Source organism: Pseudomonas sp. NCCP-436, assembly GCF_019656335.1.
GTDB lineage: Bacteria > Pseudomonadota > Gammaproteobacteria > Pseudomonadales > Pseudomonadaceae > Aquipseudomonas.
This window is the reverse complement of the sequence record NZ_BPLZ01000010.1, coordinates 37,813-57,448: the sequence shown is the minus strand read 5'-3', so window position 1 is coordinate 57,448 and position 19,636 is coordinate 37,813. Positions and strand designations below refer to the sequence as shown.

The window sequence follows — 19,636 nt, the reverse complement described above, 5'->3', positions numbered from 1 at the left end:
TAGTCGATCGCCCTCGCCGTATGGAGCGAGGGTGATACATCCTGGGGATAGTGTCGTCTGGCACTTTTCCTCTCTGTGGTTCGTCGCCACGCATTTTCTCCGCCAGCCGAGTTTCCTTCTGCCAGCTCCGTGTTTGTGCAGCGCTTTCGGCTGTCTTCATCCTTCCCAACAGAGAGCTGCACATTAGATGGAATGGATCGCTGATCCGACGGCCTGGCTGGGCCTGCTGACTCTGATCGTCCTGGAGATCGTTCTGGGCATCGACAACCTGGTGTTCATTGCCATCCTCGCCGACAAGTTGCCACCCGAGCAGCGTGACCGTGCGCGGGTGATCGGCCTCAGTCTGGCGCTGCTGATGCGTCTGGGCCTGCTGGCCAGCATGGCTTGGCTGGTGACCCTGACCGAACCTCTGCTGGAGGTATTTGGCAAGAATTTCTCCGGGCGTGACCTGATCATGCTGTTTGGTGGTGTATTCCTGCTGTTCAAGGCCACCATGGAGTTGCATGAGCGTCTCGAAGGCCATGTCCACAAAGCCGGCGGCAGCCGCATCTACGCACGTTTCTGGCCGGTGGTGGTACAGATTATCGTGCTTGATGCAGTGTTCTCGCTTGATGCGGTGATTACTGCTGTGGGAATGGTCGAGCACCTGCAGGTGATGATGCTGGCGGTAATTGTCTCTATCGGCCTGATGATCGTGGCCAGCAAGCCGCTGACCGCCTTTGTCAATGCCCGGCCGACAGTGATCATGCTGTGCCTGGGCTTCCTGATGATGATTGGCTTCAGTCTGACTGCAGAAGGACTGGGTTTCCATATTCCGAAAGGCTACCTGTACGCCGCCATCGGTTTCTCGATCCTGATCGAAGTGTTCAACCAGATTGCCCGCTCCCGGCGCAAGCGCAGCCTGCAGGGTGAGCGGGGGTTGCGCGAGCGCACAGCGCACGCCGTATTGCGTCTGCTCGGAGGCAAGCTGGAGGCGGATGAAGTAGGCGAGGAGATTGCCGACATGATCGGTGACAGCAGCGATCAGGTGCTGTTCGATCGTCGTGAGCGGGTTATGATCCGTGGTGTGCTGGGCCTGGCTGAGCAGTCGATTCGCAAGGCCATGACGGATCGCATGGAGGTGGATCGCATCGACATCGACGCGCCGCAGGAGAAAATCCATCAGGTTCTGCTGGACTCGCCGCACTCTCGTCTGCTGGTGTGTCGTTCCACCAGCCCCGACGAGCCGCTCGGCTATATCCACAAGAAGGAGCTGTTCAAGGAGTTGCTCAAGGGGGAGGTACTGGACATCGAGCCACTGGTGCGTGCACCGATAAACCTGCCGGATAGTGTCTCGGTGCTCAGTGCATTGGAGCAGATGCGCCAGGCATCCACCCACGTGGCCTTCGTAGTCAACGAGTTCGGTGCCTTCGAAGGGCTGCTGACCATGACCGATATCCTCGAGGCAATAGCCGGCGAACTGCCGGACGCCAGTGAAGTTGACGGCCCGGAAATCGAAGCCGCCGGCACCGGTTACCGCATCAATGGTGCGTTGAACCTGGCGGTGCTGCGCGAACGGCTAGGTTTTGCTGCGGCGCCAAGCGACGATTATCAGACGCTCGCCGGCCTGGTTATGAGCCTGCTCGACCGTCTGCCGGTGACTGGCGATAGTCTGGAACATGCCGGCTGGCAGTTGACCGTGACCGAAGTTAAGGATCGCCGGGTCAGCAAGGTGCTGTTGCAGCCGCTGGCTGGCTGAGACCCTCTTGCGGCCTTCCTAATGCACGGGCGGGTTGATCAGATAGCTGAGCAGCCCGTCTGTCTCGTCCAGGTCCGAGACTTCCAGTGGGGGTCTCGGTAGTTCGGTAAACAACTGCTGCCAGAATCGGTTGGCGAGTTCGTCCTGTCGGTAGAAGCGCAGCAGCCAGCTACTGCCATCGCCCATCAACTGCAGAACAAGGGCACGGCCGATGCCCAGTCGGCGATAACGTCTGAGCAGAAACAGATCGGCGAACTCCGGCACATCGAGGCTCGGCAGCTCGCTGCGTTCGATCAGCAGGAAGCCGGCGATGAATCCATCGGCAAGTATCAGGTGGGCGCTCCAGCCCGGCTCCTGCCAATAGCGCAGCAAGTGCGCATCGTTGATATAGAAACGACCGTCGGCTTCGACATCTTCTCCCTCCCAGTCCGAGCTGTCGTAGGCATAGAACTGGTACAGGTTGCGGATCAGCGACTGCTGATCCGGCGTGGCGGGAAACAGTTCTATATGCATGGTCTGGCCCGGATGTTGCTGGATTGCGGGGCATTATCTCCGGCAGATGAAGCACTATGGGTCTGTAAATTTATCCAGTTGTTCGGTATGGTTTCGCCCTCAGTTACAGCGGTGGGAGTCTCCTTATGGCCAAGGCAAAGCGCATGTACGGTTGCACCGAGTGCGGCTCCACCTTTCCCAAGTGGGCCGGGCAGTGTGGCGATTGCGGTGCCTGGAATACCCTTGTGGAGACTCTGATTGAGGGAGGGGCCGCGTCCGGACGCAGTGGCTGGGCCGGCGACCGGGCCAATATCAGAACTTTGGCCGAGGTCAGCGTTGAGGAGATTCCGCGCTTTTCCACTGCTTCCGGAGAGCTGGATAGGGTGCTTGGTGGCGGCCTGGTAGATGGCTCTGTGGTGCTTATTGGTGGTGATCCGGGTATCGGTAAATCGACCATCTTGCTGCAGACACTGTGCAACATCGCCAGGCAATTTCCGGCGCTGTACGTCACAGGTGAGGAATCCCAGCAGCAGGTGGCGATGCGTGCCCGGCGGCTGGATTTGCCGCTGGATCGCCTCAAGGTAATGACCGAGACCTGTATCGAGGCGATCATCGCCACCGCCCGCCAGGAAAAGCCCAAGGTGATGGTGATCGACTCAATCCAGACCATCTTCACCGAGCAGTTGCAATCGGCACCCGGCGGCGTGGCTCAGGTGCGAGAGAGTGCAGCACTGCTGGTGCGCTATGCCAAGCAGAGCGGTACGGCAATCTTCCTGGTCGGCCACGTGACCAAAGAGGGCGCACTGGCCGGTCCTCGGGTGCTGGAACACATGGTCGACACTGTGCTGTATTTCGAGGGCGAGTCCGATGGTCGGCTGCGTCTCCTGCGGGCTGTGAAGAACCGTTTCGGCGCGGTCAATGAGCTGGGCGTGTTCGGCATGACCGACAAGGGGCTCAAGGAGGTGTCCAATCCATCGGCGATTTTTCTTACCCGTGCCCAAGAGTCGGTGCCTGGCAGTGTAGTGATGGCTACCTGGGAAGGCTCGCGACCGATGCTGGTGGAGGTTCAGGCACTGGTCGACACCAGTCACCTGGCCAATCCGCGTCGCGTTACCCTGGGTTTGGATCAGAACCGCCTGGCCATGCTCCTGGCCGTGTTGCATCGACATGGCGGTATTCCGACCTACGACCAGGACGTGTTCCTCAACGTGGTTGGTGGGGTCAAGGTGCTGGAGACAGCCTCCGACCTGGCGCTGATGGCGGCAGTGATTTCCAGTCTGCGCAACCGGCCCCTGGAGCATGATCTTCTGGTGTTCGGCGAAATCGGCCTGTCTGGGGAGATTCGCCCGGTACCCAGCGGTCAGGAGCGCCTTAAGGAAGCGGCCAAGCATGGCTTCAAGCGCGCCATCGTGCCGAGAGGGAATGCGCCGAAAGAGCCGCCGGCGGGCCTTCAGGTAATTGCGGTTACTCGTCTTGAGCAGGCGCTGGATGCGCTTTTTGAGTGAGGCGGCGGGGTGCGGCGTTATGTCAGAGGCAGAGGCGAGCTGCGATTGACCTAAATCGATAGTTAGCTGCCTAACTTTGAGCTAGAATAGGCACATCCATCCACAATGGGTATACCACCGTGTTTCTCTTCTTCGATATTTTCGCCAAATCCTTCCAGATCGATCAGCCCCGTCGCGAACAGCTCACCGACAAAGAGCGTCAGCAGCTTAAGGCGCGCCGTCTGCGCCGCAACAGCGGTGACCGCCTGCGCTAAGCGGTTAACCTACGGGGGGGCAGCCCGCCGGCCGCTAGTCGGTCATCCCGCTACCGGGGCGATCCCCGGGGATTCATGGTCAATCAGGACCTCCGGGGATCAGGCTGGTGTCTGCCTTTTGCATGGCGCTGAGTCGCGCCGATAGCTATCGGCGCGTTGGCATCGTGAAGCTGTGTGGCGCGGGCTTCATCGCCAGGTGAGCAATATTCGTCAGTCAGAGGCTTCGCCGAGGGCGTTCAGCTCGCGCTCCAGTAGCGCTTCGTCGCCTAGGTTCAGTTCTACCAGGCGCCGTAGGTGGCTGATGGAGTCCAGGTCGATGTGGCTGCAGACGAAACCGAGGTATCGGTTCTGGCTGCGAGCCAGTAGTACCTCCATGGTTACCTCTGCCTCATTGCCCAGCCTGATGTGCACTTCGAACGGGTGCTCGGGATCGGCGTCCCAGTCGCCTGGGGGCTCCACCATCAGTCCCTTGAGGGACAGATCGTGGAGTTTCACCGGCCATTGTCGCTTGCCTTGTACAAGCAGGCAGGGGGCATTGAAGTCGATACGCTGAAAGCGCCGACGGTCATGATCCTTGTCAGTCATCCCGAACTCCGCCTGTGTCAGTCTAGTCTGAATATAGTCAATGCGTGGGTCGGTGGCGTCATTCGTGTCATCAGGTATTGATAAACGGGATTGACAGCGAGGCTTATCTCGCCAAATCTACTTATGCGTTTTTCGCAACTTATTATTACGGAGTGATACATATGAGCAAGCGACTGCTGGGCAAGGGTTTGATCTTCGGTCTGCTGAGCATGGCCAGTGCAGGGGCGTTTGCCGATGCCGCCGGCGGAAACGGCTGCGGCTGGGGCAACATGCTATTTGAGGGGCAGCGTGGTTTTGCACCACACATTCTGGCCACCACCACCAACGGTACCTCGGGCAACGCCACCTTCGGCATGACCTCCGGCACCAATGGCTGCGATACCAGCGGCGCGCTCGGCTACAACGGTCGTTCGCTGCTGGCGATGAACGGTATGCTCGACTCCATTGCCGAGGACATGGCACAGGGGCAGGGGGAGGCACTGGATGCCTATGCTACTCTGCTGGGGGTCGAGGCGCAGGATCGAGCGCATTTCGCCAAAGTGACCCACGAAAACTTCTCCAGCATTTTCAGCGGGGCTGATGTTTCCAGTGAGCAGGTTCTGGCTGCTACGTTGGACGTTATGAGCCGCGACGCGCAGCTGGCACGTTACGTTAAGCAATCGGCCTGATCCGCCGCGAAAAAAGCCCGGTATAGACCGGGCTTTTTTATCTCCAGTCGCCTATTGGAGTTTCACCAGGGCGACACGGCGATTCTTTGCTCGCCCTGCTTCGGTGTCGTTGCTGGCCACTGGAGCGAGCATGCCTGCGCCGGCGGCTGTCAAACGTGCCGGGGCGATACCAAACTGCTGCTCAAGCGCCGCCTTGACCGCCTGAGCGAGACGGTCGGACAGACTGAGGTTGTGGGCGTAATCCCCCTGATTGTCCGTATGTCCAACCACCAGAAGTTTCAGGTTGGCGTGTTGCTGTAAAAGTGCGGCGATTTCCTGCAGGGTTGCGGCCGAATCCGGCTTGATCTGCGCCTGGTCGGTGTCGAAGTAGACTCCGTAGAGGGCAATGCTGCCGTCGGCCGTCAGTGCGCCTGCCATTTCGTCGGCGCTGACCTGCACCATCTTCTGCTCGCGGAGCTTGGGTTGGATCACGTGTACCAGTGCCGCGACTCGGCTGGACAGCGGCTTGCAGTAGCTGCCGGGGGTTAGTCGGTAGGTGTGCACGGTAACCCAATTGTCGGTGTGTTCTTGTGGTACCCGGACAGCGAGGAAGCGTTGTTCGTCGATGCGGGAGGTGAGTGCACAGGCGCCATTGGAGAACGCCGCGTCCTTGATGCTGTCCTCGTAGAGAAAATACTGCGCCAGGCTCATCTTGCCGCCGCCTCCCGAGGTGGCACGGTGTGGATCGCCGCCGCATTCGGGGCCCTGGCACTCAAACTCAACCGAACCACCCAGGGCTTCAAGTTCTTGCTGATAATTGCGCAGTACCTCCAGCGGTGAGCGGTTCTCCGGTATCAGGTAGACCAGCCGCGTGGTCTTGCCCTAGGCCGTGACGCTGCGCTCGGGCCGGTGCAGACGGTTGTTGTGTGCGTCGGTTTCGCCTGCGGTGTCAGTGGGTTTGAGAGGGGAAAGCGGAATGCGCAGGGCATCGTACTCACTGTGCTGGTAGGAAATGATATAGGCGCCTTCGTAGCGTTTGAGCAGTTCGCTGTCACGCGCACCGGGCAGATCGGCACTGGGCAGCGGGGCATCGGCCAACGTCGGGGTGGCCAATAGTATCAAGGGTAAAAGCAGGGCTCGGGTGTCCATCGCTAACCATCCGGTGTGACCTAGGGACGGGTGAGCAGTACGGCGTCGACGTATTCGCCGTTGCGTACATCGCGGAAGCTGCCGTCGGGCAAGGGAGAAAGCTGCAGCAGCACCTGGCGTGTGGCATCGCTGATGATCAGCGCGCCGTCCTGACGCAAGAACCATGCATGTGGCGTATCGCTGAGCCCCAGGTCTTCAGCGCAGGTCGCATCGATATGCACCGCCAGACCGCCCACGGTGAGCTCGTCGGTAAGTCGCAGCGGGCAAGTGGCACCGCCCTCACCGTCTTGCCACAGATCCCATTGGCCGGTCAGGGCAGTGGCATCGCTGGGGAGATCGTGGTTAAGGCCGTCGTCTTGCGCGTAGGTGGTGCTGAGCGAAAGGCTCAAACACAGCCAGGTCAGGGGCAGCAGTCGCATGACAGATGTCCTCGGCGGATGTGTTGGGCCTTAAGTATAGCGAGCCACTGCGCACGCACTGTGACGCACACAGCGAATTGTCTGCGCACAAAAAACCCGGCCGGGGCCGGGTTTTTTAGGCAGGCTGAACCTTAGTTACCGTAGACCGGGAACTTGGCGCACAGCGCCTTGACCTGCTCGCGTACGCGGCCTTCGACCTCGTCGTTGCCGATGTTGGCCAGTACTTCGCAGATCCAGCCGGCCAGCAGGCGGCATTCCTCTTCCTTGAAACCGCGAGTGGTCACAGCCGGGGTGCCGATGCGCAGGCCCGAGGTGACAAACGGCGAGCGTGGGTCATTCGGAACGCTGTTCTTGTTCACGGTGATAAAGGCGCGACCCAGGGCGGCGTCAGCGTCCTTGCCAGTGATGTCCTGCTTGATCAGCGACAGCAGGAACAGGTGGTTTTCGGTGCCGCCGGATACGACGTCATAGCCGTTTTCGATAAACACCTGAGCCATGGTCTGGGCGTTTTTGATGACCTGGGCCTGGTAGGCCTTGAACTCGGGCTGCAGCGCTTCCTTGAAGCACACGGCCTTGGCAGCGATCACGTGCTCCAGCGGGCCGCCCTGGCCACCCGGGAATACGGCGGAGTTCAGCTTCTTCTCCAGCTCTTCGTTCTTACGCGCCAGGATCAGGCCGCCCCGCGGACCGCGCAGGGTCTTGTGGGTAGTGGTGGTAACCACGTCAGCGAACGGAACCGGGTTCGGGTACAGACCGGCAGCCACCAGACCGGCCACGTGAGCCATGTCGACGAACAGGTAGGCGCCGACTTTGTCTGCGATGGCGCGGAAGCGCGGGAAGTCCAGTACCTGCGAGTAGGCGCTGAAGCCGGCGATGATCATTTTCGGTTTATGTTCGACGGCCAGACGCTCGACTTCGTCGTAGTCGATCAAACCCTGATCGTTGATGCCGTACTGAACGGCGTTGTAGATCTTGCCGGAGAAGCTGACGCTGGCACCGTGGGTCAGGTGACCGCCGTGGGCCAGGCTCATGCCCAGCACAGTGTCACCGGCGTTGAGCAGGGCCATGTAGACGGCGCTGTTGGCCTGGCTGCCGGAGTGCGGCTGGACGTTGGCGTAATCGGCACCGAACAGTTCCTTGGCGCGGTCGATGGCCAGTTGCTCGACCACATCGACGTACTCGCAACCGCCGTAGTAGCGCTTGCCCGGATAGCCTTCTGCATACTTGTTGGTCAGTACGCTGCCTTGGGCTTCCATCACCGCAGGGCTGGTGTAGTTTTCCGAGGCAATCAGCTCGATGTGTTCTTCCTGGCGTTGGGCTTCCTGCTCCATCGCGGCAAACAATTCGGCGTCAAAACGAGCAAGATTCAAATCACGGCTGAACATGGCACTCCCCTGAAAACCCGTTGGGCGGATGAAAGAGGGTGCGGATTCTACCGCAAAGGTCGCAAGCAGGCACATGAAGGTCGATCATGAGCTGGACAAAAGGCCTTCATCGTTTTACTTGATGAGAGTGGCGCTAGGTCAGCTCGAACAGCGCCTTGCCGCTGAACGCCGCGCTGATCTGCCCAGCCAGCATTGGCCGTCCGAGCAGGTAGCCTTGTACTTCGTCGCAGTCATGCTCGCGCAGGAAATCCAGTTGTTCCTGGGTTTCCACTCCTTCGGCAATCACCGCCATATTCAAACTGTGGGCCATGGCAATAATGGCGCGGGCGATCTGTGCATCCTGCTCGCCTTCGGGCAGTCCATCGACGAAGCTGCGATCGATCTTCAGCACGTCGATGGGGAACTGCTTGAGGTAGTTCAGCGATGAATAGCCGGTACCGAAGTCGTCAACCGCGATGCACAGGCCGAGGCGTTTGAGATCGGCCAATGTCTGCATGGCGCTGGAAACGTCACGCATCAGGATGCTTTCGGTCAGCTCGACCTCCAGGCAGGCCGGCGGTATGCCCGTGCGTTCGATGATGGCGGCGATGGCCGTACTCAGATTGCCTTCGGAGAACTGGCGGGCGGAGAGGTTGACCGCCACCTTCGGGATGCGGATCTTCGCCGCGTGCCAGCGGTGAATCTGGCGGCAAGCCTCTTCCAGCACCCATTCGCCAACTTGCACCACCAGACCCAGTTCTTCCAGCACTGGAATGAAATCGCCAGGTGGCACCAGGCCGCGGGTTGGGTGATCCCAGCGCAGCAACGCTTCGACGCCAGTCAGGCGCTGCCCGTCGCCTGAGAACTGCGGCTGGTAGTGAAGTATGAACTGGCTCTGCTCCAGGGCATGACGCAGGTCACTTTCCAGTTCCAGGCGCTCCAGCGCTCGGGCGTTCATGTCCGCCTGATAGAACTGAAAGTTGTTCTTGCCGCGCTCCTTGGCGTGATACATGGCGGTGTCGGCATTTTTCATCAGCTGACTGAGTTCATCGCCGTCTTGCGGTGCGAGAGCAATGCCGATACTGGCACTGACGAAAAACTCGCGGCCCTCGAGGATGAAGGGGCAGGCCAGGCTGGAGAGAATCTGCTCGGCCACGTGGATGGCGCGATTCAGCGCGCTCTCGCGTTTGGCTTGGGGCTGCAGCAGCAGGGTAAATTCATCGCCGCCCATGCGTGCCACCGTGTCTTCACCGCCGACGCAGGTGGATAGACGGACGGCTACGTCTTTGAGCATGTGGTCGCCAGCAGCATGACCCAGGGAGTCGTTGATCGGCTTGAAGCGGTCGAGGTCAAGGAACATCAGTACCACCCACTGGCCGTGGCGCTCGGCATACTGCAAGGCACTGTGCAGTCGGTCCTGGAACAGCGTACGGTTGGGCAGATGGGTCAGGGCATCGTAATAGGCCAGGCGGTGGATACGCTGTTCGCTGGCCTTGCGCTCGCTGATATCGCTGAAGAAGCTGACGTAGCTGACCAGATCGCCTTCTTCGTCGTGTACGGCGGTGATGCCGACCCAGGCGGGGAAGGGCTCGCCGTCGTGACGCTTGAGCCAGACCTCACCTTCCCAGCTGCCGTGCTGGCTGAGTTGGGAAAGAATGTACTGCAGGTGGCTGGCCTGCTGGCGATCGGCGGTGAGCATGGCCGGTTGCTGGTCGAGCACCTGGGCAGCGGAATAGCCGGTGACACGACTGAAAGCGTTGTTGACCTGCACGATATAACCGGCCGGATCGGTGACAAGGATTGCTGCTGTAGAGTGTTCGAATACCGTGGCGGCCATGCGCAGATCCTTTTCCGCACGGCGTTGTTGACTGATGTCGCGGCCGACACCGAGTAGCCCCTCAAAATGACCGTTTTCGTCCCACATCAGAACCAGGCGCAGTTCTATCGGGATCTTGTGGCCGTCGGCGCGCAGACAGTCGAGTACGAACAGTTGATCCGGCAACTCGTCACGCAGGCGCTGCAGGCGATTGCGGTCATTCAGCGCATCGCGAATCAGATCGAGCTTATGCTTCAGGCTGTCGAGCTGCTGCGGATTGGCCGGAAGGTTGTCAAGGCCACCACTCATGATCCATTGCACCGAATAGCCCAGCACCGGTTGCACCGAGGGGCTTACGTAATTGAGCGTCAGGCTGCTGTCAGTGGAGAAAATCACGTCGCTGATGCTCTCTGCCAGCAGGCGGTAGCGCTGTTCGCTCTCGTGTAGCGACTGATTGCGCTGGATCTGTTCGGTGATGTCCTTGGCCACGCCGATCAGGCGACTGACCCTGCCATGTTCGTCACGAGCCAGAGCCTGCTCACGGATGCTGAACCAGCGCCACTGACCGTTGCGGTGACGCCAGCGCAACGTTGACTCCAGCAGCAGGCCGTCGCCGATCACCTGCTGCAGGTTACGGATACGCCAGTAGTACTCGCTGTCGTCCGGGTGCAGCACCTGGACCCAGAACTCGCCAGGCATGGCCTTAAGTTCGGCTTTGCTGTAGCCCAATTGCAGGCCGAGGCTGTGATTGCTGAACAGCAGTCGGCGATTTTGTATGTCATGTACGTAAAGCAGATCTGGTACCGAGCGAACCACCTCGGACCAGAAGCGCTCGCGCTCGGCCAGTGACAGCTCGATGTGTTTGCGGCTGGTAATGTCGCTGATGCTTAAAGTGACGGCCTGGTAGTCTTCGATCATTTCCGGCAGGCGCAGTACCAGCCAGACATGGCGCTGCAGGCCTTGGGCGGTGATAAGTTGGGTTTCCAGCTCCACCAGATTGGGGCCTTCCAGTACGGCCATGGCCAAGCGTCGGCACAGGTCGTCGCTGCGCTGCGGGCCGTTGTCGAGTAGTTGCTGCCAGGCCTGATCCGTGGATTTCACTCCCAGCAGGTTGAGCGCCACCTGATTGGCCTCGGTGATGCGGATCCGCTCCTGTACCAGTTGCAGGTGGCTGCCGTCGGTGGCCATCCAGCGCGCCAGGCCGGCTGAGTCGCGCAGTCTATGCTGCAACAGCAGGTCGCGCAGTCCGGCGAGGTCGAGTACGCACAAGGCCACGCCGGTGCCTTCGAAAATGTCCTGATAGCGCCGGCGGGTCTCCTGCAGCACGCGCATCGCCTGTTGCTCGTCGGTGACGTCGCGCAATACCCAGACATAGCCGACCTGAGAGTCGAAGCCGCTGATATCTCTACGGGTGACGGCAAACAGGCGGGAAATGCTGTTCTGTGTGACTTGCACCAGTTTTGAGCCTGCTTCGACGTTGTCCGCATTGCTGAGCAGTTGTGGGTCAAGATCCGGAATAAGATCCGACAGGTGCAGATCCCAGGCGGCCAGGCTGCTGAGGCCGAACAGTGCTTCTGCCTGGGGATTGAGGTAGCGCAGCCGGCCGTCGGCCTGAGTCACTAAAATGCGCTCCTCAACTGCTGCCAGCGCTGTGGCGGCCTGGCGCAGGGAGCGCCGGGTTTCACTGTTCAGCCGCTGCAGGCGGCGTTGCTCACGTTGCAGACCGTGCAGTACGAGCAGGATCAGTAGGCTGCAGAGTGCAAAAAGCAGGAACTTGCCGCTCAGAGAACCTGCCAGTTGCTGACGAACTGCATTGGCGTCGAACAGGGCGCGCAGTTGCCAGTCGCTTCCCTCTAGCGGAATCAGGTGCAGGCTCTGCGCCAGTTCTTCCGAAGCAGGTGCCCGAAAACCGACATCTGCTGGCAGCGCTGCATCGGCGCGAGCAATCACCTGGCCGCTTGGTATGTCTTCCAGCAGCCAGCGATGCTCGCCGGTGTGCTGCTCGCGCAGCCACTCGCGCAGGACGCTCACCTGCAGGCGCAGCACCCGTCTGCTACCGTCGTCCAGGCGCAGCAGCAGGTAAAGTCGGTCGTTGTCGTAAGGATTGAAGGCGAAATGGTAGGGCACATCGCGCGGCAGTAACTCGCGGATGAGCAGAAGATCTTCTGTGCCGCGTGCCGAGTCGTCGACCAGCCTGCCGCGGCTGTCAAAGTTCACCAGGCTTTCGAGGCCGGGAAACAGCCCTCTGAGTGCCGGGATAATCGTGGTGCTGTCGTTATTCTGCAGTACGGCCAGGCCGGATTTGGCCTTCAGGCGCATGTTCAGCTCAAGATGGCGTGCCAGTTGTTCGCTGTAGCTGCGAGCTAGCTGCTGGCGGGTGTCGAGCAGTTGACGATATTGCCCACTCAGTTGCCAGGCCAGCAGACCCAGGATGACCAGTACCAGCACTATCAGCAGCCGTCGCAGTAGTTCACGGCGGCTGGGCGGTTGAGGCTCGCCCGGAGAAAAGGAGGGGAGTTGCGGGGGGCTCGACACGTGCTTATGAACCTGCGGCTACGGCGAAGAGGTTGCAATGATGCGATTGACGTCCTGCCGTTACATCGGGCTGGAGGCGGGATGACGGCAATGGCCTGTCCGATGGCATGCGGTGAGCTAGAATGCCTGTAAATGTGGCCAAGTGCCAGATGTGCCGATGCGCCAGGTTTGCCCTGTAGTCCACATTCCGGTAGCTTTGCGCCCGCGCGTTGAATCGATCCGCGCGATGGTTGGCGTTCGCCTCGGCAGGGACTAAGGTCGCTGTTCACAGTGTACGCGCAGGCTGGCTCAGGCACTGTCAGCGGTTTCGGCAGGTGAATGTCGGCCGCCAGTGTCCGGTCTGCATGGCACGCCATTTTCCGCTCCCATTTTCCTTAAGTCAGGTTCTCCATGGCTCAGTACGTCTACAGCATGCATCGGGTCAGCAAGGTCGTCCCGCCGAAGCGTGAAATTCTCAAGGACATCTCCCTGTCGTTCTTCCCGGGCGCCAAGATCGGCGTTCTGGGTTTGAACGGTGCGGGTAAGTCGACCCTGTTGCGCATCATGGCCGGCGTCGACACCGAGATTGACGGCGAAGCCCGGCCGATGCCCGGTATCAAGGTTGGCTACCTGCCGCAGGAGCCGCAGCTCGATCCGAGCAAGACCGTGCGCGATGTGGTTGAAGAAGCCGTTGGCGAGATCAAGCAGGCTCAGGCCCGCCTGGATGAGGTTTACGCCGCCTATGCCGAACCGGATGCCGATTTCGATGCACTGGCTGCTGAACAAGCCAAGCTCGAAGCCATCCTGCAGGCCGCTGACGGTCATAATCTGGAGCGTCAGCTGGAAGTAGCCGCTGATGCGCTGCGTCTGCCGCCATGGGAGGCGAAGATCGAGCACCTTTCCGGTGGCGAGAAACGCCGGGTGGCCCTGTGCCGCCTGCTGTTGTCAGCCCCCGACATGCTGCTGCTGGACGAGCCGACCAACCACCTGGACGCTGACTCGGTGGCCTGGCTTGAGCGCTTCCTGCACGACTTCCCGGGCACCGTGGTAGCCATTACCCACGACCGTTACTTCCTCGATAACGTTGCCGGCTGGATTCTCGAGCTTGACCGTGGTCATGGCATCCCGTTCGAGGGCAACTACTCCCAGTGGCTGGAATCCAAGGCTGCCCGTCTGGCTCAGGAGGCCAAGCAGGAGGCTGCTCATGCCAAGGCCATGAAGGCCGAGCTGGAATGGGTTCGCCAGGGCGCCAAGGGGCGTCAGGCGAAGTCCAAGGCGCGTCTGCAGCGTTTCGAGGAAATGCAGTCGCAGGAATTCCAGAAGCGCAGTGAAACCAACGAGATCTATATCCCGGCGGGCCCGCGCCTGGGGGACAAGGTCATCGACTTCCACAACGTGTCCAAGTCCTTCGGCGACCGTGTGCTGATCGACAACCTGTCCTTCAGCATCCCCAAAGGTGCCATTGTCGGCGTGATTGGTGGCAATGGCGCGGGCAAGTCGACCCTGCTGCGCATGATCACCGGCAAGGAGCAGCCGGATTCCGGCACCATCGAAATCGGCGAAACCGTGCAGATTGCCAGCGTCGACCAGAGCCGCGACAACCTCGACGGCAGCAAAACCGTGTGGGAACAGATTTCCGACGGTTTCGACATGATCAAGGTGGGCAACTACGAAGTACCGTCACGCGGTTATGTCGGACGCTTCAACTTCAAGGGCGCGGATCAGCAGAAGTTCGTCAAGGATCTGTCCGGCGGTGAGCGCGGTCGTTTGCACCTGGCACTGACCCTCAAGCAGGGCGCCAACGTGCTGCTGCTCGACGAACCGTCCAACGATCTTGACGTGGAAACCCTGCGTGCGCTGGAAGAGGCGCTGCTGGACTTCCCGGGTTCGGCCATCGTGATTTCCCACGATCGCTGGTTCCTCGACCGTATTGCTACGCACATCCTGTCCTACGAGGACGATGGCAAGGTGACCTTCTTCGAAGGTAACTACACCGAGTTTGAAGCCGACCGCAAGAAACGCCTGGGCGAAGCTGCTGCGCAGCCGCACCGCGTACGCTACAAGAAGCTGGCGCAGTAATGCGTCGGTGATACGCCTGAAAGCGGAGCCTGCGGGCTCCGTTTTCGTTTGCGTCTTGGCCGTTTCCGAACGGCAGGTTCAGGTGTGCGCAGCCTGGGCCGCTAACCTGTATGTCAGGGATGCAGCCGAACCGACGCTGAAGAGGGGCGGTTGTCTGCGAAAGCTCCGGGTAGGTCTTCATAGTGTGCCAGCAAGCGTCGCAGCCAGGGGGAACGGGGAGTCTCTGCAAGGTATTGGCATAAAAGCAGTTTGCGGGGGTTGACAGGGACGTTCTGCTACGTAAAATGGCGCGCCTCTGAAGCGCTAAAGCAAAAAGCTGAAGCACTGCAGAGATGGAAGGCCGAATGTTCCGCGATAGCTCAGTCGGTAGAGCAAATGACTGTTAATCATTGGGTCCCTGGTTCGAGTCCAGGTCGCGGAGCCAACTTCCAGACGGGGTATAGCGCAGTCCGGTAGCGCGCTTGCTTTGGGAGCAAGATGTCGGGAGTTCGAATCCCCCTACCCCGACCATTTATTTGGGTCGTTAGCTCAGTTGGTAGAGCAGTTGGCTTTTAACCAATTGGTCGAAGGTTCGAGTCCTTCACGACCCACCATAAAAACGACAAGCCCGCCATGAGCGGGCTTTGTCGTTTCTGCACGCCTGCTTTCCGTGTCGCCGGATGAGCGGGGCGCAAGGCCCCGCGCAGGGCGACTCAGTGCAATTTCAGGCGTGGCTCGGTGCTACGGCCGATGCGGTCGCTGAGCATCAGCAGCAGGGTCCGCGGCAAGCCGTACAGCGCCATCTGGTGCATGCGGTAGAGCGAGACGTAGAACACCCGGGCCAGCCAGCCCTCAAGCATGACGCTACCGGTCAGGTTACCCATCAGGTTGCCGACAGCAGAAAAGCTCGACAGTGAGATCAACGAACCGTAGTCGCGATAGCGGTACTCCGGTAGCGGCTGACCGCTGATCTTCAGTCTCAGTGAACGGGTCAGCATCGATGCTTGCTGATGCGCCGCCTGCGCTCTGGGAGGCACGTTGCGGCCGTCGCCACCCGGTTGGGGGCAGGCCGCGCAGTCACCGAAGGCGAAGATATCGTCGTCGAGTGTGGTTTGCAGGGTAGGGCGCACCAGCAGTTGGTTGATTCGGTTGTTCTCAAGGCCGTCCAGGTCCTTGAGGAAGGCCGGTGCGCGAATGCCTGCCGCCCAAACCTTGAGACTGGCCGGGATGAATTGGCCATCGGCGGTTTTCAGGCCCTCGGCCGTCACTTCGCTGACAGCTGCGCCGGTCAGCACGGTAACGCCAAGTTTCTCCAGTGTGCGGTGCACCGGTTGGGCGATGCGTTCCGGTAGCGCCGGCAACACCCGCGGGCCGGCCTCGATCAGGGTAATGCGCATGTCCTCCGGGCGAATCCGGTCGAGGCCGTAGGCGGCCAGCTGGCGCGCGGCATGATGCAGCTCGGCGGCCAGCTCGACGCCGGTGGCCCCTGCACCGACGATGGCAATATCGATGTGCGCGCTATCCGTTTGTGTGCTGGCATGAGCACGCAGATAATGGCTGAGCATGCGTCGGTGGAAGCGTTCGGCCTGTTCGCGGGTATCGAGGAAGATACAGTGCTCGGCGGCTCCAGGCGTGCCGAAGTCGTTGGTGGTACTACCAACTGCAAGCACCAGGCTGTCGTAGCCGATGCGCCGTTCCGGCAGCAGCTGCCGGCCGTCCTCATCGAGTACCGGAGCCAGTACGATCTGTCGGGTACTGCGCTGCAGTCCGCACATGCGGCCAAGCTGGAACTCGAAGTGGTTCCACTTGGCCTGGGCCACGTAGTTCAGCTCGTCCTCCGCGGAGTTCAGCGAGCCGGCAGCCACTTCGTGCAGCAGTGGTTTCCAGATGTGGGTGAGCTTGGCATCGACCAGAGTGATCTGGGCTGCGCCGCTACGACCGAGTTTTCTACCCAGGCGGGTAGCCAGTTCCAGACCGCCGGCGCCGCCGCCGACAATCACTATGCGATGGGACATGGTTATTGCTCACAAGGCTTTGAAGAAGGCAGTGTGGGAGGGACCGGGAGAGCGCGAGGCAGCTCATAGCACCAGTCTTCCCAGAAAGCGGCTTAGCAGTCCGAGGCCGATGACCACGGCCAGTACCACCAGCAACAGAAGCCAGACGCGAAAGGGCCGACGTTCAACCTGATGCTGGGGGGCGCTCAGGTACTGCTGGACTCTCTGCTGGTCTTCCGGGCTCAGGCGGCTGGTCATCTCGGCGGGCCTCTGCGTGAATGAGCAGCATTTTAGGCCCGCCTGCCAGCCTTGGCGAGTCATAGGCCTATGCCGACGTCGAACAGAAGGCTGCGTCCCAGGTTGTGACGCAGGAAGTCGGGGGCATCCGGATGGGCAAACAGCACCCTGGCGAAACGCGGGCTGACCAGTGACAGTGAACGCCAGCTCTGGCGCAGGTACTCGGTGGGCGGTGGGAAGTAGCTGTTGTAGTCCAGTACCGCACGTTTGAGACTGACGAAGGCCACCAGATCCAACTCGCCCGGGTCGATGCCTCGTTCGCGATAGTTGCCGGCCTTCTTGCGCAGCGTGGGCCCCAGTCGGGCCTGCATCTCGCTGGCTGGGATGCGTTTGGGGCGAGTTTCGCGTCGCACCAGTTGGCTGAGCGAGAAGGCGCTACGCCGTCGCTCCAGTTCGGCGCGCCATTCGTCATTCAGGCGGCGGCCCTCATCGAGCACGAAGAATACCTCGAAGTTGGCGTCGCGAAAAAGTACATCTGGCGGCTCCTGCGGGCTGGTTGCGAACTCTTCAGGATGATGGCGAACGTTGAGTGCCTGCAGCAGTCGCTGGCAGACCCAGCGTTCACGTTCCCACTTGCGGGCATTGGAGAGGAAGGCATTGGCTTCCTCGGCCTGTCTGGTTAGTAGGCGCAGGTAGTCGGACTCGTTCATGGGATCAAGCTTAGCCGTAGCCTGTCCCCGCCTTCCAGTAGGTAGCCTCCGGGGCACAGAGTGGATAGGCACGGCGACCGGTGCTGCGGTCGGCAGTGTAGACTGCGTAGCTTCGGGCTTGTCGACGAATGAAAGGGTGTCTGTGCATGATCGCTTCCAACCTGCTGGCATTCTCAACGCTGCTTTGCGGCTGGCTGATCTATGCATTGGCGCTGTTCTGGGCGGGTTTGCGGGCGCCATGGCTGGAGCTGTTCAGCGATCTGCGCCGGCAGCACCTGCTGTTCGGCACCATGTTGGCTCTTTTTCTGCTCTGGCTGGTGCGTCGTGATTTCGATTCGGGGCTTTCCTACCATTTCATCGGCATGACTGCCGTCACCTTGCTGCTGGACTGGCCACTGGCCGTGCTGGCAGGTCTGGCGGCCCAGCTTGGGCTGTTGGCCATTGGCCGACTCGATCTGGCTGCACTGGGGGTTAACGGGGTGTTGCTGGTGCTGTTGCCGGTACTGGTCACCGAGTTCTGCGCGCTGCGCGTGGAGCGGGCGCAACCGCGCAACCTGTTCGTCTATATCTTCTGTTGCGGCTTCTTTCCGGCCGCCTTGGCCACGCTGCTCTCACTGCTGGGCGGCATGGGATTGCTGTGGTTCGATGGTTTGTACCCCATGCCGCCCTGGCTTCAGGATTTTGCCGGCTACCTGTGGCTGGTGATGTTTCCGGAGGCCTTCATCAACGGCACCGTGGTCAGTGCGCTGGTGGTATTCTGTCCGGACTGGCTGGAAACCTTCAATCGAACCCGATATCTCTCGGCCCCATGGAATGAGGGGCGCGACGAGTGAATGACCGCTCATTTGCGGATTGAATCGTTCGTGGCAGTTGATCCGGATCAGGAAGGGCCGGACAGCGCCGCTGGCAATCTGGGCATAGCCTGGAGGGCAACGACATGACGATTCATCAATGGGCCAGAGAGCAACTGCAGGCCAGTCTGAACGCAGCCGAGATGCAGGGGCGAGATCCGTTGCTGGCAGTGCGGGCATTGCCGGAGGTCTGCGTGGAACTCAATGGCAGTCGGCGCGCCCCCGCTGAACTGGCACACGAACTGCAATTTCTCGCTGACAACCTCGATCTGCAGCGCGACTATGGCTTTATCCGCCCCTGAGGGGATAGGCCTTGCGGTGTAGCTTGGGCTTTGTACGTAAAGTACCTGTGCAATCGAGGAGCGGCGTTAGAAACAGGCTCAGAATGCGCATTTACGATCGGTAAGCAGCGCCTGTTCACTTGGCTCACTTGCGCTCGACGACGCTCCGTACAGAGCCTAGTGCGGTCGGGTCGGCAAATCGGTGCTGAACAGTTCGTCTTCCAGCTCGTTGCCGGGAATGGCGTGTTGTTCGGCTGCCCAGGCCCCCAGGTCTATCAGCTTGCAGCGTTCGCAGCAGAAGGGACGATAGGCATTTTCCGTCTTCCATTCGACGGGTGCGCCACAGGTTGGACACTTGACGATAGTGGTCATGGCTGGCCTCCGCGCAGGGACAGGTAGAAGTGGTGCAGGCGTTCGACTTCGCGATCCAGCCAGGCCAGGTCGCGATCGTTGAGCAGAACGTCGTGGGCATGGCGCAGTCGTTCCTCGCGGCTGGCCTGGGCCTGCATAATGGCCCGTACCTGCTGCTCGCTGTTTCGGTCGCGGGCAATGGTGCGCTCGATCTGTCGCTCGGGCGGCGTGTCGACCACCAGGATGCGTTGAGTCATGCGGTGTTGACCGGATTCGATCAGCAGAGGTGAGACCAGCACGGCGTAGGGCGATTCGGCCTGATTCAGAACCCGAACAATTTCCTGGCCGATTAGCGGGTGCAGCAGGTTTTCCAGCCAGCGCCGCTGTTCGGCATCAGCGAAGATCTGCTGGCGCAGGGCGGCGCGGTCGAGCTGGCCGTCGGCTTGTAGTACCTGCGGGCCGAAGTGCTCGACGATGCGCGCCAGCGCCGGGCGGCCCGGCTCGACCACCCAGCGCGCCGCATGATCGGCGTCGACCACCAGTATTCCGCGCTCGATAAAGCCTTGGGCAGCCGCGCTCTTGCCGCTGCCGATGCCGCCAGTGAGGCCGAGTATCCAGGGTTTCATGACGCCATTGCGATCCCGTTGCTGTTCAGGGTCGCGATTGTAGGA

At 60.7% G+C, this 19,636-nt stretch carries 19 protein-coding genes and 3 tRNA genes; 10 read left to right on the top strand and 12 right to left on the bottom strand.

The window, feature by feature from the left end; genetic code table 11:
* The first annotated feature begins 187 nt into the window (after positions 1–187).
* A complete protein-coding gene (locus tag NCCP436_RS11950) occupies positions 188–1,738 on the top strand; it encodes a TerC family protein (RefSeq protein WP_220804227.1) in 1,551 nt (516 codons plus the stop codon).
* Between the two features lie 18 nt (positions 1,739–1,756).
* Here the strand turns inward: NCCP436_RS11950 and NCCP436_RS11945 are convergent, their stop codons facing one another.
* Positions 1,757–2,251 (bottom strand): GNAT family N-acetyltransferase, encoded by a 495-nt coding sequence (locus NCCP436_RS11945; protein ID WP_220804226.1) that lies wholly within the window; start codon positions 2,249–2,251, stop codon positions 1,757–1,759.
* 125 nt (positions 2,252–2,376) lie between these two features.
* Between NCCP436_RS11945 and radA the strand changes: the two genes are divergently transcribed.
* Together radA and NCCP436_RS17660 are read left to right on the top strand one after the other, a co-directional pair.
* On the top strand, positions 2,377–3,735 hold the full coding sequence (gene radA, locus NCCP436_RS11940; RefSeq protein WP_220804225.1) for a DNA repair protein RadA: 1,359 nt from the start codon (positions 2,377–2,379) through the stop codon (positions 3,733–3,735).
* Positions 3,736–3,854: 119 nt separating this feature from the next.
* Positions 3,855–3,989 (top strand): hypothetical protein, encoded by a 135-nt coding sequence (locus tag NCCP436_RS17660; protein ID WP_259651487.1) that lies wholly within the window; start codon positions 3,855–3,857, stop codon positions 3,987–3,989.
* A gap of 210 nt (positions 3,990–4,199) precedes the next feature.
* Here the strand turns inward: NCCP436_RS17660 and NCCP436_RS11935 are convergent, their stop codons facing one another.
* A complete protein-coding gene (locus tag NCCP436_RS11935) occupies positions 4,200–4,574 on the bottom strand; it encodes a PilZ domain-containing protein (protein ID WP_220804224.1) in 375 nt (124 codons plus the stop codon).
* A gap of 161 nt (positions 4,575–4,735) precedes the next feature.
* Between NCCP436_RS11935 and NCCP436_RS11930 the strand changes: the two genes are divergently transcribed.
* On the top strand, positions 4,736–5,242 hold the full coding sequence (locus NCCP436_RS11930) for a DUF3015 domain-containing protein (RefSeq protein ID WP_220804223.1): 507 nt from the start codon (positions 4,736–4,738) through the stop codon (positions 5,240–5,242).
* Between the two features lie 51 nt (positions 5,243–5,293).
* On the opposite strand, the gene NCCP436_RS11925 is transcribed toward NCCP436_RS11930, so the two are convergent.
* The 5 genes from NCCP436_RS11925 to NCCP436_RS11905 all read right to left on the bottom strand — a co-directional run bounded on the left by NCCP436_RS11925 (position 5,294) and on the right by NCCP436_RS11905 (position 12,504).
* Positions 5,294–5,932, bottom strand: a complete 639-nt coding sequence (locus NCCP436_RS11925; RefSeq protein WP_220804222.1) for an OmpA family protein — start codon at positions 5,930–5,932, stop codon at positions 5,294–5,296.
* A gap of 171 nt (positions 5,933–6,103) precedes the next feature.
* Positions 6,104–6,370: a hypothetical protein gene (locus tag NCCP436_RS11920; protein ID WP_220804221.1), complete on the bottom strand. Its 267-nt coding sequence runs from the start codon at positions 6,368–6,370 to the stop codon at positions 6,104–6,106.
* Between the two features lie 20 nt (positions 6,371–6,390).
* The gene (locus NCCP436_RS11915; RefSeq protein ID WP_220804220.1) at positions 6,391–6,789 is read right to left on the bottom strand and encodes an AprI/Inh family metalloprotease inhibitor; all 399 of its coding nucleotides are present in this window, start codon (positions 6,787–6,789) and stop codon (positions 6,391–6,393) included.
* A 131-nt stretch (positions 6,790–6,920) separates the two neighbouring features.
* Positions 6,921–8,174, bottom strand: a complete 1,254-nt coding sequence (gene glyA, locus NCCP436_RS11910) for a serine hydroxymethyltransferase (protein ID WP_220804219.1) — start codon at positions 8,172–8,174, stop codon at positions 6,921–6,923.
* A gap of 133 nt (positions 8,175–8,307) precedes the next feature.
* Entirely contained in the window at positions 8,308–12,504 is a 4,197-nt protein-coding gene (locus NCCP436_RS11905; RefSeq protein WP_220804218.1) for a GGDEF and EAL domain-containing protein, read from the bottom strand.
* A 390-nt stretch (positions 12,505–12,894) separates the two neighbouring features.
* Between NCCP436_RS11905 and ettA the strand changes: the two genes are divergently transcribed.
* The 4 genes from ettA to NCCP436_RS11885 all read left to right on the top strand — a co-directional run bounded on the left by ettA (position 12,895) and on the right by NCCP436_RS11885 (position 15,155).
* Positions 12,895–14,562: an energy-dependent translational throttle protein EttA gene (ettA, locus tag NCCP436_RS11900; protein ID WP_220804217.1), complete on the top strand. Its 1,668-nt coding sequence runs from the start codon at positions 12,895–12,897 to the stop codon at positions 14,560–14,562.
* Positions 14,563–14,910: 348 nt separating this feature from the next.
* A tRNA-Asn gene (locus tag NCCP436_RS11895) sits at positions 14,911–14,986 on the top strand.
* A gap of 9 nt (positions 14,987–14,995) precedes the next feature.
* Positions 14,996–15,072: transfer RNA gene (locus tag NCCP436_RS11890), tRNA-Pro, on the top strand.
* Positions 15,073–15,079: 7 nt separating this feature from the next.
* Positions 15,080–15,155 (top strand) — tRNA-Lys (locus NCCP436_RS11885).
* Positions 15,156–15,254: 99 nt separating this feature from the next.
* Here the strand turns inward: NCCP436_RS11885 and NCCP436_RS11880 are convergent.
* From NCCP436_RS11880 to NCCP436_RS11870, 3 genes are all read right to left on the bottom strand, one after another.
* Entirely contained in the window at positions 15,255–16,556 is a 1,302-nt protein-coding gene (locus tag NCCP436_RS11880; RefSeq protein WP_220804216.1) for an NAD(P)/FAD-dependent oxidoreductase, read from the bottom strand.
* 63 nt (positions 16,557–16,619) lie between these two features.
* Entirely contained in the window at positions 16,620–16,793 is a 174-nt protein-coding gene (locus NCCP436_RS11875) for a DUF3094 family protein (protein WP_220804215.1), read from the bottom strand.
* A 59-nt stretch (positions 16,794–16,852) separates the two neighbouring features.
* A complete protein-coding gene (locus NCCP436_RS11870; protein WP_220804214.1) occupies positions 16,853–17,482 on the bottom strand; it encodes a DUF1780 domain-containing protein in 630 nt (209 codons plus the stop codon).
* Positions 17,483–17,628: 146 nt separating this feature from the next.
* On the opposite strand from NCCP436_RS11870, the gene NCCP436_RS11865 reads away from it, so the two are divergent.
* Complete coding sequence (locus NCCP436_RS11865; protein WP_220804213.1) at positions 17,629–18,315, top strand: energy-coupling factor ABC transporter permease; 687 nt, start codon at positions 17,629–17,631, stop codon at positions 18,313–18,315.
* Positions 18,316–18,419: 104 nt separating this feature from the next.
* Complete coding sequence (locus NCCP436_RS11860) at positions 18,420–18,635, top strand: hypothetical protein (RefSeq protein ID WP_220804212.1); 216 nt, start codon at positions 18,420–18,422, stop codon at positions 18,633–18,635.
* A gap of 156 nt (positions 18,636–18,791) precedes the next feature.
* Here NCCP436_RS11860 and yacG read toward each other — a convergent pair whose 3' ends face one another.
* Both yacG and coaE read right to left on the bottom strand, forming a co-directional pair.
* The gene (gene yacG, locus NCCP436_RS11855) at positions 18,792–18,986 is read right to left on the bottom strand and encodes a DNA gyrase inhibitor YacG (protein ID WP_220804211.1); all 195 of its coding nucleotides are present in this window, start codon (positions 18,984–18,986) and stop codon (positions 18,792–18,794) included.
* The gene (gene coaE, locus NCCP436_RS11850; RefSeq protein ID WP_220804277.1) at positions 18,983–19,591 is read right to left on the bottom strand and encodes a dephospho-CoA kinase; all 609 of its coding nucleotides are present in this window, start codon (positions 19,589–19,591) and stop codon (positions 18,983–18,985) included. The genes yacG and coaE overlap by 4 nt, the downstream gene beginning before the upstream one ends.
* Positions 19,592–19,636: the final 45 nt, after the last annotated feature.